This is a genomic window from Pacificibacter maritimus, assembly GCF_003814915.1.
Classification (GTDB): domain Bacteria; phylum Pseudomonadota; class Alphaproteobacteria; order Rhodobacterales; family Rhodobacteraceae; genus Celeribacter; species Celeribacter maritimus.
Genome location: NZ_RKQK01000003.1, coordinates 190,553 through 205,895, shown reverse-complemented (window position 1 = coordinate 205,895; position 15,343 = coordinate 190,553). Strand labels below are relative to the sequence as shown.

Here is a 15,343-nt window from a genome sequence, read left to right as displayed (position 1 = left end):
CTTCGAGTTTACTCTTAAACAGGTGGTGCAAAGAACGTTGGAATGGGCGCATTTTGGTCACGCAATGACAAAAACATTTTCGCAGCCTCAAGTGCTTCGGCAATGGTAACATCCATATCCATGTACTTATATGACCCAAGTCGACCAACAAAGCTCAAGTTTTCTTGTGACTGAGCGTGCTCAACATAGTTGCGCAGCATATTTGTTTCGTTCACGAGACGAATTGGATAATAGGGGATATCCTCTTTGCCACAAACCCTGCTGAACTCATGGAAGATCACTGTGTCGTCATGCGTTTCCCAAGGGGTGAAGTGTTTGTGTTCTGTGATGCGCGTGAATGGAACGCTTTCATCAGGGTAACTCATCACAGCGCAGCCTTGGTAGTCACCTTTGTGGCGGGTGATTTCAAAATCCAAAGTCCGATAGCCAAGTTGACCCAATTCATAATTGAACCAAGCATCGATCGGACCTGAACAAAAGACGTGATCATAGCCATCGCAATCAGCTTGTGTGACTTTGCGTCCCAGCGTGACCGAGATGTTTTCATGGTCAAGGATCTTATCAACCATCGTGGTATAGCCCTCGGCTGGAATGCCTTGGTGACGATGATTGAAGTAATTGTCATTGTAGTTAAAGCGCACAGGCAGACGTTTTAGGACAGATGCCGGCAATTCACTTGGGTGCATGCCCCATTGCTTGATCGGGTAACCCTTGAAGAATGCCTCATACAACTCTTGTCCCAAAAAGCGCAGGGCTTGATCTTCGAAGCTTTTGACATCGGTAATATCCTGCCGGCTTTTTTCAGCAATAAATGCTTCAGCTTCAGTAGGTGAAAAGGTTTGATTAAAGAACTGATTGATCGTCAGCAAATTGATCGGCAATGAGAAAACCCTGCCGCCCGTCGTGGCCTTAACCTGACAGGTATAGGGGCGAAAATCGGCATATTGGTTTACATAATCCCAGACCGTATCATTGTCAGTGTGAAAGATATGCGGGCCGTGTTTGTGCAAAGTGATGCCCGTTTGGTCATCTACCTCGGTATAGCAATTGCCAGCGACGTAAGGCCTGCTTTCAATGATATCCACTTGATAACCAGCTTCAGCAAGCTCACGTCCAATGACGGAGCAGGTCAAACCTGCGCCGATCCCAAGGACACGACCACGGGGCGGGGCTTTCTGAGCGAGAGAGTTGGCCATGGGCACTCCTTAATTCAATGCTTTTTTCACGCGATTGGCGATTGGCCAGAGTTTGACTTTAAGCGCATGTGGCAGCGCATGCCAAATTTTGGCTCCAGCTTTATCTGCTGATGTCTTGGCTTTGCGCGCGAATGATGGGGGCACGGGAGCCTGATGGACGGCGTATCTTTTATCTAGGAAACTAAATAAAATGGTTTCGTACCAAGGGGTTTTGCGCAAAGCGTCCCAATAGTAATGCGAAAGCGGGTTGAACGAATTTAGCCACGGCTTACCAATGCCTGCGTAGTGAATGATCGCAGGGTGTTCGAATGTGCTATTGTATGCGCTGCGGTCTTTAGGCGATAGCGATGAGGCGTGGTGTTCGTCCATCCATAAAACGTTCCAGCGACCAGCAAGAAATTTAACCTTGCCTTGCAGGTGTTTGTTCAAAACGTCTTGATCCAGGAACCAATATGTCTTTGATGCCAGATCTTTGATGGCGTTATCAAACACGCCAGCGTCGCGCAGACCCGCCAAATCCATCACAATAGTGCCCGCTTGAAAATAAGCGTCTGCGGGAGATTTGCCGTCAGGTTTCATCTCAAGATGTTCGGTTATATAATCTGCAGATTTCAGGGAACCCGTTTCAGCAATCGAAGGGACGCCCATATTGACAAAGGCGCGCATCACAAAATCAGGGGCCGCTGCTATGAGAGCGTTATCAAGATCAAGTTCAATCAATGGGCTAATGTCATCAACAACCACCATATCGGTGTCGAGGAACAAAATTTTATCGCGCTGCGCCAATAAGTCTGGCAGGCCAAGGCGGAAAAACGTCGCCTTGGTGAAATAGCTATGGGTTTTCAGATCAAGATGCTGATGTTCCATGTTTATAAACGAAATGCTGCTGTCAGCGCGATCCATGCGTAGCCCGTCAAGTAGACGACGCTGGGTTGGGTGTAGCCCGCCATCAAGGACGATCATATCGATAAAGTAATCGGGCGATGTCGTTGTAAAAATAGAACGTATCAATGTGCCCAAATGTGGGACATATGCGGCATCGCAAGCCGCAACGACCGTTAGTACTTTTTTGTCAGTTTGCGGCAATTCTGGCTCGACGGGTGCGGGGGCCGTGTTGGCCACAAAAACGCGCTCAAGCTGCTTGAATTTCAGGTCGGGTTTCTGCGCAATTTGCCCCCGAATAAAGACCGAGAAAAGGCGCTCAGCGAGATATCCAACTGCACGTGCTTCTTGCCATGAATATTCCGTTGTATCGATTTCGTTATGAAGTCTATCCAAAATCGGGAACAGCCATTCGCAGTATTCTTCGAACACAGGGCGCGTGAACAAAAACATGTTGTTGGGGTATAGCAACGGACTTTTCAGAAGATCATCAAAGTGTTGCGTATAAGACGGTGACAGGTCTTCCACGATACGGCGCGCTGTTTCCAAATCTTCGATATGATGATGTGGCGCATTTTTGTAATGCGAATAGATATCTTTAGAGCCTGTTTGACGCACGTCAAACGGCACAGGAATGATCATATCAACCCCGTCCATCGCCTCTTCCATCACGTCATGCGTCAAGCCAAATTCGTTCACCAGTTTTGCATCAAGGCTTGGGTATTGAATAAGCCCATGCCGGTCTACCTCGCGTGACGGGTTGGGCAAAAAGTCAAAGTATCGGCGGTAATGCATGAATCCTAGGACGTCTGATTCAAGATCATTTTTCCAAGCCCAGTAAATCCCCGTCATCTCGCAATAAGCAGGGTTCCGATCCGAAATGTTGTCGCCTTCATCGTCCCGTTGAATACCTAATTTGGCATCTGATAGCGCTGCACCAACTTGAATAGGCTTAAGTACGTCGCTGTTAAGTATGCCAGCTTTCGCGAAGTAATTAATATAGATCGAAATCATCTCATTGGTTCCCATGGGGTCTGTCAGGCCATTCACTCGTTTGAAGGTACATATCGGGATAGAGACTTGATTGCAATCGTCTGAACCTGAATGTGCTAAGTCTTAGGTGTATTCATGTTTTCAATGAGTTATGCTTGTTTTTTGTGCGCCAATGTGATGGCTTCATCAGCGGTTTGATGCCGATCCATGGGGCGCATTTTTTTATCATCTGATCTAAAGGATCTGGCATCAAAACCAGCTGGCCTTTCAACGAAACGGCCACGCTGGTCACGCAAAATCATGGGCTCAGTGAGTTGCCTGATTTGTTGGCCAACCCCGTCTGGATGGTAAAGTTAAAGCACGCGTGGACAAGGTCGCCTGAACATCTTAGGATTGTGGCGTAAGCGTTATTGGCGCTTGGTCGTAAAGACGCTTATTGATAACGCTAGAGAAATACGACGATATGCAAAAAATTGATACACACCGATTGGGGATCGAGCAAGATTCACTTTTGTTGTTTTCTGATTTCCAAGACGGTGGCGCTATGTGGACGGGCAAAGGCCCACGCGAGCTGCGCCGCGTGATCGAATTTGATGAACCATTTTTACGCGCGCCTGCGGTCACCGTTGGGCTATCTATGCTGGACATTGATCAAGCTTCGAACCACCGCGTTGATATCTGCGCTGAGATGGTGAACGAAGAAGGTTTTGTGATTGTTTTTCGGACGTGGGGAGACACGCGTGTCGCCCGTGTGCGCGCTGATTGGATGGCCCTTGGTCCTGTGCGTCATGACGACGACTGGGATGTGTAAGGCACTGATAACAATAACAAAAGGCGCGATGGGAGCCTCCATCGCGCCTTTTGGCTATACCATGCCCTAGCCTTAGATTTGGTATAGGCCTTCGTAAAGGGGGCCCAATGTTTCATTTTCAAACAAGGATGAAACAGACGTACCATTCCATGTGTTGATGATCCCTTGGGCAAACAGGGGCGCCGTCGGAACGATGCGAATGTTTGGGCAATTCTTGACTTCGTCAGTGGCTTGAATTGAATCTGTGATCACCAAAGATTTCATCACTGAATTGGTCACACGCTCAACTGCAGGGCCAGACAAAACGCCGTGGGTGATATAGGCGTGCACTTCTGCTGCGCCATGATCCATCAGGTTTTCTGCCGCTTTGCAAAGCGTGCCTGCGGTGTCACAGATGTCATCCACGATGATACATTTCTTGCCCTTCACGTCACCGATAACGGTCATCTCAGCGATTTCACCCGCTTTTTCGCGACGTTTATCAACGATCGACAAAGGTGCTTCGATGCGTTTGGCCAGCTCACGCGCACGTGCCACCCCACCTACATCAGGCGATACAACCATGATATCATCCATGTTGCCTTTGAAATGGTGCTTGATGTCCAAAGCAAAAACAGGGGATGCGTAAAGGTTGTCGACAGGGATATCAAAAAACCCTTGGATCTGTGTTGCGTGCAAATCCATGGTGAGGATACGTTCGATACCCGCTTCGACCATCATGTTCGCGACAAGTTTCGCAGAAATCGGCGTGCGCGCTTTGGTGCGACGATCTTGGCGCGCGTAGCCAAAGTAAGGGATCACAGCCGTGATACGCCCCGCAGAGGAACGGCGCAAAGCATCGGCCATAATCAACAATTCCATCAAATTGTCATTGGCTGGGTTCGATGTCGACTGAATGATAAACATATCTTCGCCGCGTACATTTTCGTAGACTTCTACGAAAATCTCACCATCGTTAAAGCGTTCAACGCGTGCGTCGCATAGTTGCACGCTCATGCCGCGATGCATCGACAAACGCCGTGCCACGCTAGCGGCCAGCGGTTTGTTCGCATTGCCAGAGATCAATTTAGGTTCGGTAGCATTCGCCATTGCAGCATTCCTGATGAGTTATTTGCCAAATGTCATGGAATCGTGATGTTGACACGCCTTACCATCCCACTACGGTCTTGAAAACAGTATGCAACGAATGAGATGCGAAATGGCCCAGATTGATTACTATTTTTCCCTACTTTCAGGCTTTGCTTATCTTGCAGGGTCTCGCCTTGAACGCATCGCAGCACAACATAATGCCAGCATCACCTATAAACCCTATGACATCATGGCGCTCTTCGACCGCTTAGGCGCGCCGAAACCCGCAGATCGCCCCGAAGGCCGCAAAGTCTACCGCACCCAAGAGTTGACGCGGGCCGCGAAAAAGACAGGGCTGCCGTTCAAATTGGATGCTGCCTTTTGGCCGACCAATCCTGCGCCTGCGTCATACGCGGTCATTGCTGCGGCAAAAGCGCAAACGAAAACTGGATCTGGCGATGTCGCCGCGCTCATCGCGCAGCTCAACCGCGCCATTTGGGTCGAAGATAAAGATATCGCGGATGATGCGGTGATCACGCAGGCCCTAAAAGAGGCAGGCTTTGATCCGATGTTGTCTATGACAGGACTGTTGGAGGGCGCAGAAACCTATGCGCGCAACCTTGAAGACGCCTTTGCGGCAGGGGTGTTCGGATCGCCTTTCTATATCGTCACTGACACCGACGAACGCTTTTGGGGCCAAAGCAGCCTAGAGGATTTAGATCTTTATTTAGCAGGTGAGCTCTAAGGATCAAAAGCTTTCAAAAGCGCATCCACATCCGCTTGGGTTGTGGACCAACTGGTGACAAAGCGCGCCATCAATGATGTGTCTGGCGCCCCCGCCAGCGCAGTATCTGCGCCCCATAAATGATAGGCTGCGCCTTTGGACTTAGCGCGCGCATGTGTGGCGCGGGGCAGGCTGGCAAAGATCATATTGCCATCAACGCTATAGTTCAAAACGCCGCCACGCTCAGTGATGCCTTGGGCCAAAAGTTGTGCCATTTCATTGGCGCGCGTGGCCAGTTCTAGCCAGAGATCATCTTCAAGCCATGCTAAAATTTGTGCGGACACAAAGCGCGCTTTCGACAGGTTGTGCCCGCCGCGCATGCGATGACTTTCGAAAGCAGGGATCAGTGCGGGATCGAAAATCACTGCGGCTTCTGCCGCCATAGCGCCCGTTTTGGTCGCGCCAAGCGAAAGCGTGCTGAGTTCGCGGGTCATTTCCCAAGCTGTGGCACCCGTCTTTGCCATCGCATTGGCAAAACGCGCCCCATCCATGTGGATTGGCAGAGCTGATGCGCTGGCAATTTCTGCGATCTGAGCAGGGCTATAAGTTTCGCCAAATTCGGTGAGGTTGGTCATGGAAACGGCCACGGGCGGCATGCCATGCACATCGGTGTTGCCACGGTCTTGTGTCGTTATTTTGGCCAAAGTCACTGCATCCAAACGACTGTCTGTGCTCGGTAATGCCTTGAGTTTCGCGCCCCCTGCAAAAAACGTGGCCGCACCGCGTTCATCCACTTCGATATGCGCGGTCTCATGGCAGTAGATCACGCCCCAAGGCGGGGTCATCGCCGCCAAAAGAGCAGCATTTGCGCCCGTGCCTGACGTCATCGGGTAGATCCGCGCATCAGGGGCATCGAATAGATCGCGCAGGCGTTCTTGTAGGGCATCAGTGATTTTATCGGCACCATAAGCTGGCGCGAAACCTTCGTTGGCTTTGACCAGCGCTTCCATGATTTTAGGGTGTACGCCGGATGTGTTGTCAGAGGCGAAAAACATTACTGTGGCTCCTCAATAATATGGCTTTCCCAATCGTCATCATCCACTGTTGCTTCTGATACTGTAAACCCTTGAACTGACACGCCAGCATCATGCACGCTTTGCGGATCTCCTGTTTTCAAAGGATGCCATTCGGGCAAAGGTTGACCGAGATGCAATAGGCGGTATGCGCAGGTTTTGGGCATCCAATAGAGGTGTTTGTCTATGGTGCTGGGGCGCAGAACGATACATTCTGGCACGATGCTTTTGCGAGTCTCGTATTGCCCACATTGACAGGTTTCATCATCCAGCAAACGGCAGGCCACGCGGGTCAAAAATACCTCGCCTGAATCTTCGTCTTCGATTTTGTTCAAGCAACATTTGCCGCAGCCGTCACACAGGGCTTCCCATTCAGCATCGTTCATTTTGCCTAAAGGGACGGTTTCCCAAAACCTGTCGCGCAGGGTCATATTTCATTGCTCAAAATGCGCCGCGCTTTGTCGCAATCGGCATGCATTTGTGTGATCAGATCATCCAAGTCGTTGAACTTTTCTTCGCCACGTAAAAATTCAACGAAAGCAACAGATAGGTGTTCGCCGTATAAATCACCTTCGAAATCAAAGATGTAACTTTCCAAGCAAGGCACATTGGCCCCAAAGGTTGGTTTTACGCCAAGAGACGCGGCCCCTTGATAGCTGCCTTGATGCGAGCCTGTCAGCACATCCACGAAGACGGCATAAACACCAAATTTTGGCGCGTGCAATCCATCGATAGACATATTGGCTGTGGGAAACCCAAGGTCACGCCCGCGCTTGTCGCCGTGGTTCACCGCGCCTTCGATGCGATGCCAATGGCCCAGCATTTCCTTGGCGTGCGACATGCGCCCATCTGTTAAAGCCTCGCGGATGGCCGATGATGATGAAATTCCTGTTTCGGTTTTCAGCAAAGGCGCGATGGTCACGCCAAATCCCATATCTTCACCAAAACGCACCAAATCTTGCGCCGTGCCTGTGCGCCCTTTGCCAAAGCAAAAGTCTGCACCGACAACAACATGGCTTAGACCCAATCCTTCAACGATAATTTCTCGGGCGAATTCTTCGGGGGTTTTTGATGCAAGCTGGCCATCAAAAGGCAGTTGAAACAGCTGTTCCACCCCGATCTTTTCCAAACGGTTCTTTTTGGATTCCACATTCATAATACGAAAGGGCTTGCTGTGAGGGGCAAAATAGTCGCGGGGATGCGGCTCGAAGGTGACGATGCCCAGCGGACCATGTTGGCGCGCAATATCGATCACAGCGCAATGACCAAGATGGACACCGTCGAAATTGCCAATCGCGGCGCTGGCGCCATGAGCGGATTTTGGAACTTTGGTCCAATGCGTGTGCGTTTGCATAAGGGGATCCTCGCGAACGGCCCGTTAAAAGTGCCGCAATATGGGTATCAGTTAGGGCGGGCCTGCGATCAAGTCGAGGCCAACTCTGTTAGCGCAAAAATGAAATCGCGGCAGCTGGTGCCATCTGTTGTTCGATCAGCCAAGATGTCAGGCGTTCTGGATCGGGATTGACGTGATCGGGGCCGAATTCATCCGCCGCCAAGCCGCCCGTGATAAACAAGACATCCAAACCTTCACCAATCGCGCCTTTGACATCCGTACCAATACCATCGCCGATACATAGAATTTTCGCGTCATCGATATGCGCGATTTTGACCAAATGACGGCGCGCAAGATCATAGATGGGCGGATGTGGTTTACCGAAATACAGGCTTTCGCCCCCCATTTCAGTGTAAAGTTGAGCCAAAGCGCCAGCGCACCATTCGCGGGTCTCACCGCGATCCACCACGATATCGGGGTTGGCGCAGAGCAGTTTTAGGCCCTTTTGCTTGGCGTATAGAAATTCTGGGCGATAGATATCAAGCGATCCATCTGTGGCACGCGCACCCGTGCATACGATGCCTTCGGCCTCTTCAAGTGGCACTGTGGTCACATCAATTGCATCCGTCAAAATGTCGCTTGGGGCAAAGAACACCTCGACTTCTTCGGGGGTGCCTATGTGGAAAACCTTTTCCCCCACTGCGCCCATATGCATTGCTGTGCGCGCGGAATCGCCAGATGTCGCAATCGCGTCATAAGCATCTTCGGGCACCCCAAAGCCCAGCATCTGCGTTGCCACCGAACGCCACGGGCGGGGGGAGTTTGTGACCAAGATCACAATGCCACCAGCTTTGCGGTAGTCTTGCAAGGCTTTCACAGCCTCAGGAAACGCCTCGATCCCGTTGTGGACACAGCCCCAAAGATCGACAAACAAAGCATCATAATTGGTAGAAATATCAGACAGGGATTGGATCAGACGGGTCATAGTGGCCTCAAGGGTTGTGATATGTGGCTAGTCGTATCGTTTTGTGCGGCAAATGAAAAGAGAAGCGCGCCTTTGGGCGGTCCCCCACATCAATTTCTTGCCGTACCATGAAAATGGGCGCCCCAATTGGAGCGCCCAGCGAAACCAGTTTTGTGGCGGTTTACACCTTGAGGTTCGGAATGATTTGTTTTTTGCGTGACATGATGCCTGGCAAAACAACTGCATCGCCAGTCACAGTGGCGCCAAATGATTTTTCCGCCACTGTTTTCACAGTGTCATTTTGCACAAACAATGTGGCTTCTTCGGCCAAAATATCGACAACAAACAAAAGCACATGATCCACGCCATCTGCGGCGGCCACATCAACCATTGAGTTCAGCAGGCTTGCTTTGCGGTCCAGCACGATTTTAGGCGCAGTCGTTTCCAAAACAGATACGCGGAATTTCGTGGTGTCGACTGTGAATTCTTTTGAATCCATGCGGATCAATTCAGCGTCAGAAAAAGCTGATACGTCTGACTTTGCTTCAAACAATTCGGCAGCATAGGCCGCGATATCGATGTTCAATTCAGCCGCCAGCTTTTCGGCTAAAGCTTTGTCTTTGGCTGTGGTGGTTGGCGAACGGAACTCAAGCGTATCGGACAGGATGCATGATAACATTAGACCCTTGACCCAGTCGGGCATTTTCGCTGCATCATCGCCCATCAAATCAAACATGATTGTCGCAGTGCAGGCGAGCGGACGGATGGTGATGTCGATTGGACCTTTGGTTTCCAAACCGCCCACCAATTTGTGGTGGTCAATGATCGCTGAAATATCGAGATCGTTGATATTGTCGGGCAATTCGGCGGGGTTGTTTGTGTCAACGATGACGACTTTGGTGCCCGCGTCAAATTCAGTTTTGATTTCTGGCTTTGGGCAATCCCATTTCTTGATCACAAAAGCGGCTTCTGTGTTTGGCTCACCCAGCAACACAGCTTCGGATTTTTCGCCTTTGATTTCGTTAAGGTACCAGGCCCAAATGATGGGGGACCCTGTTGAATCTGTATCGGGGGATTTGTGGCCAAATACGAGCGTTGTCATGTGTGTCTATCCGTCAAAAGAGTGATTTTGCGCCCTTATAGGCAGTGCAGCATGGCTTGTCACCACTTTGTCTTTCTGGCTATCGTAGCACTTGGTTGTGGCAAAATTTACGTGTAAGATTGCCCACATGGTTCGCATTCTTGAAACTGATCTTTATCCGCCCGTGAAAGCCCATTTCGAAGGGCTCGGATATGAGGTGAAAGCCGAAGTCAAAGACGCAGATGTGATGGCTATGCGCCCCGATGCGCCTGACGAGCCGCCTGTGATTATCGAGTTGAAAACAGGGTTTTCGTTGATCTTGTTACATCAAGCCATCGCGCGGCAAAGCATCACCGATCAGGTCTATGTCGCCGTGCCGCGCTGGAAAGGTCGCGCAGGGTGGAAGACCTTCAAGGGCAATATTTCGATCTGCAAACGCTTGGGGTTGGGGGTGATTTCCGTGAATGTTGCCGAAGGGATTGTGCAGGTGCACAATGAACCCAAGCCGTTCAAGCCGCGCAAAAATCCAAAACGCAAAGAGGCCACGCTGAAAGAATTCAATGGCCGCGATGGAGATCGCAATATTGGCGGAACGCCGGGGGGCGGGCGCCACACGGCCTACCGTCAAGACGCAGAGAAATGTCGAGCTTATCTAGACGAACATGGTCCTAGCAAAGGCTTAGTCGTTGCCAAAAAGACTGGTGTTGAACGCGCGACCTTGATCATGCGGTCCAATCACTATGGGTGGTTTGAAAAAGTGAGTGTTGGTGTCTACGCATCGAAAGCACAAATAAAATGACAAATCCATACGAGCGTTTTGAGGCGGCCAAACGTGGCGCAAAATTTGCCATCCCGCCCTATGCCGAGCGTATAGGCTGGGAAATGTATTTGCTGTGGGTAAATGGGATCATTATGTTCGCGGGATTTGGGGGATTTGCCTTATTCATATCGCTGACCGATGGCGAGCCATTTTCGGTATATGGGATTTTCTTAGGAAGCTTTCTTGCAGGCCTCACGGCGCTGGTCTTTCTCGGTGTTCACGTCATCTCTAGACGCAAAAAAAAAGTCGCGTTGATTGTCGATGAAAACACAGTGACGGTGTCTGTTGGGGAACGTCGCTTCAATTTCGGTATGCTCGACCTCATGCTCTGGCAAGAAGACTTTGAACATGTCAAAGGCTTTGCGGCGAAACGCAAGCGACCTATACGCATGCTGATCGCCTACCGCATTGGCAACCACTTTGAAGAGGGAGAGCGTCAGCTTATTACCTTTGTCGGGTATAGCACGCCTGCTAAAATGGCCGAGCTGCAAAAGTGGTATCGCCAGACGATGTATATTGTGAAGTCTCGGCGCAAGTTTCAGCGCGATAATCAAGACGTGAGAAATAAGGCTGCCGCAGCAGAAGATGTCGCAACGCTTGTAGAACTCGTAGGACGACTTAAAAGCCCATCTGTCATAAATGAAGCAGATGTATTGAACAGCACAGATCCAGAAGACCGAATTTATATGCTCTTTCCTGAGGTGGAAAAAAGCCGAGGCGATATTGCCGTCGAAAACGTTATCAAAGTTTTGAACAGCAAGCCTCTGCGCGTTGTCACTTCAGTATGGTATGGTTTTATCGGCATTGTTATGTCGTTGTTCAACGCGGCTATCATTTTTGCGCTGCTCAGCTAGCCAGATTTTTAAAGGCGCTTGGCTGTGTTGAAAATCGTTAGGCATGCATCAAGTTTGGTGACATGCCCTCGCAGCCCTGTTCAGACTACGCCAGGGCCGGCCGAAGAAATGGACCTAAGCATCCTGATAAGTCCTTGAGCCGTTCAATGGTTGGCCCACCCAATAGTAGTGCATTTTGTTTATCCAAGATTTTCACCTAATTCGGTTGACTCACCTCTGATCCGTTCCTAACTATGCATCGTTATCACTCGATGCAGTTGAGTGCTAACGATGCATTTACCTTTGCCTTCTAGGCAGAGACCGAAATTGAAACTTTGTTCAAGGAGCCTTGTAAGATGGCCTTTAAACCTCTTCATGACCGCGTGGTTGTTCGCCGCGTTGAGAGCGACGAAAAAACAGCTGGTGGTCTTATCATCCCTGATTCCGCAAAAGAAAAACCATCCGAAGCGATCGTTGTTTCTGTTGGCGAAGGCGCGCGCAAAGACAGCGGCGAATTAATCGCACCTTCTGTTGCGGCTGGTGATAAAGTTCTGTTCGGCAAATGGTCCGGTACAGAAATCACTGTAGACGGTGAAGATCTTCTCATCATGAAAGAATCTGACATTCTTGGCGTGATCGCTTAAGCGACCTTCAAGCGGCTGCGCGCATCAGCGCGGCACTCAGATTTTTCATCCATCCTATTAACCTGAACTCAGGAGAGAACTCATGGCTAAAGAAGTCAAGTTCGATACAGACGCCCGCAATGCAATGCTGCGCGGTGTTAACATTCTTGCAAATGCTGTCAAAGTAACACTCGGCCCTAAAGGTCGTAACGTTGTTTTGGACAAATCTTTCGGCGCACCACGCATCACGAAAGACGGTGTATCTGTTGCCAAAGAAATCGATCTCGAAGATAAGTTCGAAAACATGGGCGCGCAGATGGTCAAAGAAGTGGCCTCACGCACCAATGACGAAGCTGGCGACGGTACAACCACTGCGACTGTTCTTGCTCAAGCGATCATCAAAGAAGGTCTCAAGCAAGTTGCGGCTGGCCTCAACCCAATGGATCTTAAGCGCGGGATCGACCTTGCAACATCCAATGTTGTTGAAGCGATCAAAGCGGCCTCACGTCCTGTAAACGACTCTGCTGAAGTTGCGCAAGTTGGTACTATCTCTGCCAACGGCGAAGCTGAAATCGGTCGTCAAATCGCGGACGCGATGCAAAAAGTTGGCAACGACGGTGTGATCACTGTTGAAGAAAACAAAGGCATGGAAACTGAAACAACTGTTGTCGAAGGCATGCAGTTCGATCGTGGTTTCTTGTCTCCTTACTTCGTGACCAACCCAGACAAAATGGTTGCTGAGATGGAAGACTGTGTCATCCTCTTGCACGAAAAGAAACTTTCTTCTTTGCAAGCGATGGTGCCACTCCTCGAGTCCGTGATCCAATCACAAAAACCACTTCTCATCATCGCTGAAGATGTTGAAGGTGAAGCATTGGCAACACTCGTTGTGAACAAATTGCGCGGCGGCCTCAAAATCGCAGCTGTTAAAGCACCAGGTTTCGGCGATCGTCGCAAAGCTATGTTGCAAGACATCGCGATCCTTACTGGCGGCCAAGTGATTTCCGAAGACCTCGGCATGAAGCTTGAAAACGTCACGATGGACATGCTCGGTACTGCGAAAAAAGTCTCCATCACCAAAGACGAAACAACAATCGTCGAAGGCGCTGGCGCAAAAGCAGAAATCGAAGCACGTGTGAGCCAAATTCGCGCGCAAATCGAAGAAACAACATCTGACTACGACCGTGAAAAACTGCAAGAACGTGTTGCGAAACTCGCAGGCGGTGTTGCTGTTATCCGCGTTGGCGGCATGACTGAAGTTGAAGTGAAAGAACGCAAAGACCGCGTTGACGACGCTTTGAACGCGACACGCGCTGCGGTTCAAGAAGGCATCGTTGTTGGTGGTGGTGTTGCTTTGGTTCAGGCTGGTAAAGGCCTTGAAGGCTTGGAAGGCGAAAATGCCGACCAAAACGCTGGTATCGCAATCGTGCGTCGCGCAATCGAAGCGCCACTGCGTCAGATCGCTGAAAACGCTGGTGTTGACGGTGCAGTTGTTGCGGGCAAAGTTCGTGAATCTACTGACCTTGCTTTCGGCTTTAACGCACAAACCGAAGAATACGGTGACATGTTTGCATTCGGCGTGATCGACCCTGCAAAAGTGACACGTACTGCTTTGGAAGACGCAGCATCAATCGCAGGTCTGCTTATCACAACCGAAGCTATGGTTGCTGAAAAGCCATCTAAAGACGGCGGCGCTGCTGGCGGCGGCATGCCTGACATGGGCGGCATGGGCGGCATGGGCGGCATGATGTAATCGTCCAGTCAGCTGACTGATAAAATTTGAAACGGGGGGTGCAAAATAGCGCCCCCCGTTTTTTATGGATCACCTGTTGCTTGCGAAAGCATCAATTGGTTAATTTTTGAACCGCGGTCATAGATTTCGTCACTTTGAACTTGCGCTTCGCGCCTGCAGCATGAAACTGTCAAGACAGGCTGATCTGAAAGTAAATTCATGGAACTACGTGAGCTGACCCGCGATGATGAACTCGCACTGTCTATCTTTTTAGACAGTGAATGCGGTCATTCGCAAATGTACCAAACGGTCAAAAATCTTCGTGATTCTAATATGTTAGCCATGGATCGATTGGCCTTTGAGGGCGATAAGATCGTCGGTTATGTGTGTTTTGCTAAAATGGTTCAGCCAGCAGACTGGTGGGTTTTAGCCGTCTTGGTGGTGTCATCCCATGAGCGCAAAAAAGGCATCGGTCGCGAGTTGGTTTACCGTGGAATGCACCATGCGCGGCGCGCAAAATGCCCTGCTGTGGTGGTGGTCGGTGATCCAGATTATTTTGCACAGGTCGGGTTTTCCACGAGTGCGGCACGCAATCTGCAACTGCCTTTCGCCAAAGACTACACATCGTTGCATCCTATCGCGCCAGGAACGGGCCTGTCAGCACATGAACTGATCTATCCGACTGCTTTTGTTCCGTTTGACCAAGGCACAGAGAGTCAGGCTGAGCTTAGTTAAAGATAGCTTCCAACGGGTCGTATATCACCTGATCTGCTTCATTAAAGGCAATGGTTTTTAGGCTGTCGGGCTTGACCGTCATCTGACTGATTTCGTTTTGAGTGACCCATTTGCGTTTGTTCACCACTCCCGCAACATCTGACCAATTTGGATCGACTTTTCCAGCTGTGATGTTACATCGGAACATCAAATCAACTTGATGAAAATCGCTTTTGGGGTCGTGAAATTCGTTGACCAAAACCAGCGGGCCTACATCAATCATCAGACCCGTTTCTTCATGGACTTCTCGGATCAGATTTTCACTAAGAGAGGCGCCTCTTTCGACACCACCTCCAGGCGCACACCATAAACCAAGATAGTGCTTGGGGTAGGCATTAACCAACAACAGCTTGTTTTCATGAACAATTATGGCGCGAACCGCGAGGCGAGGTGATGGAATAGATACAGACATATCTTAGCATGACGGGCCAGCGTG

16 protein-coding genes are annotated in these 15,343 nt (G+C 50.2%); 7 read left to right on the top strand and 9 right to left on the bottom strand.

Annotation, left to right across the window (positions count from 1 at the left end; all coding sequences use genetic code 11):
* Nucleotides 1-14: 14 nt before the first annotated feature.
* Both glf and EDD53_RS10320 read right to left on the bottom strand, forming a co-directional pair.
* The gene (gene glf, locus EDD53_RS10325) at nucleotides 15-1,196 is read right to left on the bottom strand and encodes a UDP-galactopyranose mutase (RefSeq protein WP_123793175.1); all 1,182 of its coding nucleotides are present in this window, start codon (nucleotides 1,194-1,196) and stop codon (nucleotides 15-17) included.
* A 9-nt stretch (nucleotides 1,197-1,205) separates the two neighbouring features.
* Nucleotides 1,206-3,107, bottom strand: coding sequence for a DUF4422 domain-containing protein (locus tag EDD53_RS10320; protein WP_123793174.1), 1,902 nt, complete (start codon nucleotides 3,105-3,107; stop codon nucleotides 1,206-1,208).
* A gap of 427 nt (nucleotides 3,108-3,534) precedes the next feature.
* Between EDD53_RS10320 and EDD53_RS10315 the strand changes: the two genes are divergently transcribed.
* The gene (locus EDD53_RS10315; protein ID WP_123793173.1) at nucleotides 3,535-3,882 is read left to right on the top strand and encodes an H-type lectin domain-containing protein; all 348 of its coding nucleotides are present in this window, start codon (nucleotides 3,535-3,537) and stop codon (nucleotides 3,880-3,882) included.
* 72 nt (nucleotides 3,883-3,954) lie between these two features.
* On the opposite strand, the gene EDD53_RS10310 is transcribed toward EDD53_RS10315, so the two are convergent.
* Complete coding sequence (locus tag EDD53_RS10310; RefSeq protein ID WP_123793172.1) at nucleotides 3,955-4,971, bottom strand: ribose-phosphate pyrophosphokinase; 1,017 nt, start codon at nucleotides 4,969-4,971, stop codon at nucleotides 3,955-3,957.
* 109 nt (nucleotides 4,972-5,080) lie between these two features.
* Here EDD53_RS10310 and EDD53_RS10305 point away from each other — a divergent pair, with 109 nt between their 5' ends.
* A complete protein-coding gene (locus EDD53_RS10305) occupies nucleotides 5,081-5,695 on the top strand; it encodes a 2-hydroxychromene-2-carboxylate isomerase (protein ID WP_123793171.1) in 615 nt (204 codons plus the stop codon).
* Here the strand turns inward: EDD53_RS10305 and EDD53_RS10300 are convergent.
* The 5 genes from EDD53_RS10300 to EDD53_RS10280 form a co-directional block, all read right to left on the bottom strand.
* Nucleotides 5,692-6,729: a threonine aldolase family protein gene (locus tag EDD53_RS10300; RefSeq protein WP_123793170.1), complete on the bottom strand. Its 1,038-nt coding sequence runs from the start codon at nucleotides 6,727-6,729 to the stop codon at nucleotides 5,692-5,694. The two genes, EDD53_RS10305 and EDD53_RS10300, sit on opposite strands and share 4 nt — an antisense overlap.
* Nucleotides 6,729-7,178: a YcgN family cysteine cluster protein gene (locus EDD53_RS10295; protein WP_123793169.1), complete on the bottom strand. Its 450-nt coding sequence runs from the start codon at nucleotides 7,176-7,178 to the stop codon at nucleotides 6,729-6,731. The genes EDD53_RS10300 and EDD53_RS10295 overlap by 1 nt, the downstream gene beginning before the upstream one ends.
* Nucleotides 7,175-8,101 (bottom strand): bifunctional riboflavin kinase/FAD synthetase, encoded by a 927-nt coding sequence (locus EDD53_RS10290; RefSeq protein WP_123793168.1) that lies wholly within the window; start codon nucleotides 8,099-8,101, stop codon nucleotides 7,175-7,177. Before EDD53_RS10290 ends, EDD53_RS10295 begins: the two co-directional genes overlap by 4 nt.
* An 88-nt stretch (nucleotides 8,102-8,189) precedes the next feature.
* Entirely contained in the window at nucleotides 8,190-9,065 is an 876-nt protein-coding gene (locus EDD53_RS10285) for a TIGR01459 family HAD-type hydrolase (protein ID WP_123793167.1), read from the bottom strand.
* A gap of 160 nt (nucleotides 9,066-9,225) precedes the next feature.
* On the bottom strand, nucleotides 9,226-10,146 hold the full coding sequence (locus EDD53_RS10280) for a manganese-dependent inorganic pyrophosphatase (protein WP_123793166.1): 921 nt from the start codon (nucleotides 10,144-10,146) through the stop codon (nucleotides 9,226-9,228).
* Nucleotides 10,147-10,273: 127 nt separating this feature from the next.
* Between EDD53_RS10280 and EDD53_RS10275 the strand changes: the two genes are divergently transcribed.
* The 5 genes from EDD53_RS10275 (at nucleotide 10,274) to EDD53_RS10255 (ending at nucleotide 14,868) form a co-directional block, all read left to right on the top strand.
* Complete coding sequence (locus EDD53_RS10275) at nucleotides 10,274-10,924, top strand: DUF2161 domain-containing phosphodiesterase (RefSeq protein WP_211331610.1); 651 nt, start codon at nucleotides 10,274-10,276, stop codon at nucleotides 10,922-10,924.
* Nucleotides 10,921-11,799 (top strand): hypothetical protein, encoded by an 879-nt coding sequence (locus EDD53_RS10270; RefSeq protein ID WP_123793165.1) that lies wholly within the window; start codon nucleotides 10,921-10,923, stop codon nucleotides 11,797-11,799. Before EDD53_RS10275 ends, EDD53_RS10270 begins: the two co-directional genes overlap by 4 nt.
* Before the next feature lie 335 nt (nucleotides 11,800-12,134).
* Nucleotides 12,135-12,422 carry a co-chaperone GroES gene (locus EDD53_RS10265; protein ID WP_123793164.1) on the top strand — a complete coding sequence of 96 codons (288 nt, stop codon included), beginning with the start codon at nucleotides 12,135-12,137 and terminating at the stop codon, nucleotides 12,420-12,422.
* An 82-nt stretch (nucleotides 12,423-12,504) separates the two neighbouring features.
* Nucleotides 12,505-14,154, top strand: a complete 1,650-nt coding sequence (gene groL / locus EDD53_RS10260) for a chaperonin GroEL (protein ID WP_123793163.1) — start codon at nucleotides 12,505-12,507, stop codon at nucleotides 14,152-14,154.
* 198 nt (nucleotides 14,155-14,352) lie between these two features.
* Nucleotides 14,353-14,868: a GNAT family N-acetyltransferase gene (locus tag EDD53_RS10255; RefSeq protein WP_123793162.1), complete on the top strand. Its 516-nt coding sequence runs from the start codon at nucleotides 14,353-14,355 to the stop codon at nucleotides 14,866-14,868.
* On the opposite strand, the gene EDD53_RS10250 is transcribed toward EDD53_RS10255, so the two are convergent.
* Nucleotides 14,861-15,319 (bottom strand): NUDIX domain-containing protein, encoded by a 459-nt coding sequence (locus EDD53_RS10250; protein WP_123793161.1) that lies wholly within the window; start codon nucleotides 15,317-15,319, stop codon nucleotides 14,861-14,863. The genes EDD53_RS10255 and EDD53_RS10250 overlap by 8 nt on opposite strands.
* Between the last annotated feature and the right edge of the window lie 24 nt (nucleotides 15,320-15,343).

Coding starts and splice junctions, on each gene's coding strand:
- glf (WP_123793175.1), bottom strand. CDS start 1,196: ATGGCCAACTCTCTCGCTCAGAAAGCCCCGCCCCGTGGTCGTGTCCTT.
- EDD53_RS10320 (WP_123793174.1), bottom strand. CDS start 3,107: ATGGGAACCAATGAGATGATTTCGATCTATATTAATTACTTCGCGAAA.
- EDD53_RS10315 (WP_123793173.1), top strand. CDS start 3,535: ATGCAAAAAATTGATACACACCGATTGGGGATCGAGCAAGATTCACTT.
- EDD53_RS10310 (WP_123793172.1), bottom strand. CDS start 4,971: ATGGCGAATGCTACCGAACCTAAATTGATCTCTGGCAATGCGAACAAA.
- EDD53_RS10305 (WP_123793171.1), top strand. CDS start 5,081: ATGGCCCAGATTGATTACTATTTTTCCCTACTTTCAGGCTTTGCTTAT.
- EDD53_RS10300 (WP_123793170.1), bottom strand. CDS start 6,729: ATGTTTTTCGCCTCTGACAACACATCCGGCGTACACCCTAAAATCATG.
- EDD53_RS10295 (WP_123793169.1), bottom strand. CDS start 7,178: ATGACCCTGCGCGACAGGTTTTGGGAAACCGTCCCTTTAGGCAAAATG.
- EDD53_RS10290 (WP_123793168.1), bottom strand. CDS start 8,101: ATGCAAACGCACACGCATTGGACCAAAGTTCCAAAATCCGCTCATGGC.
- EDD53_RS10285 (WP_123793167.1), bottom strand. CDS start 9,065: ATGACCCGTCTGATCCAATCCCTGTCTGATATTTCTACCAATTATGAT.
- EDD53_RS10280 (WP_123793166.1), bottom strand. CDS start 10,146: ATGACAACGCTCGTATTTGGCCACAAATCCCCCGATACAGATTCAACA.
- EDD53_RS10275 (WP_211331610.1), top strand. CDS start 10,274: ATGGTTCGCATTCTTGAAACTGATCTTTATCCGCCCGTGAAAGCCCAT.
- EDD53_RS10270 (WP_123793165.1), top strand. CDS start 10,921: ATGACAAATCCATACGAGCGTTTTGAGGCGGCCAAACGTGGCGCAAAA.
- EDD53_RS10265 (WP_123793164.1), top strand. CDS start 12,135: ATGGCCTTTAAACCTCTTCATGACCGCGTGGTTGTTCGCCGCGTTGAG.
- groL (WP_123793163.1), top strand. CDS start 12,505: ATGGCTAAAGAAGTCAAGTTCGATACAGACGCCCGCAATGCAATGCTG.
- EDD53_RS10255 (WP_123793162.1), top strand. CDS start 14,353: ATGGAACTACGTGAGCTGACCCGCGATGATGAACTCGCACTGTCTATC.
- EDD53_RS10250 (WP_123793161.1), bottom strand. CDS start 15,319: ATGTCTGTATCTATTCCATCACCTCGCCTCGCGGTTCGCGCCATAATT.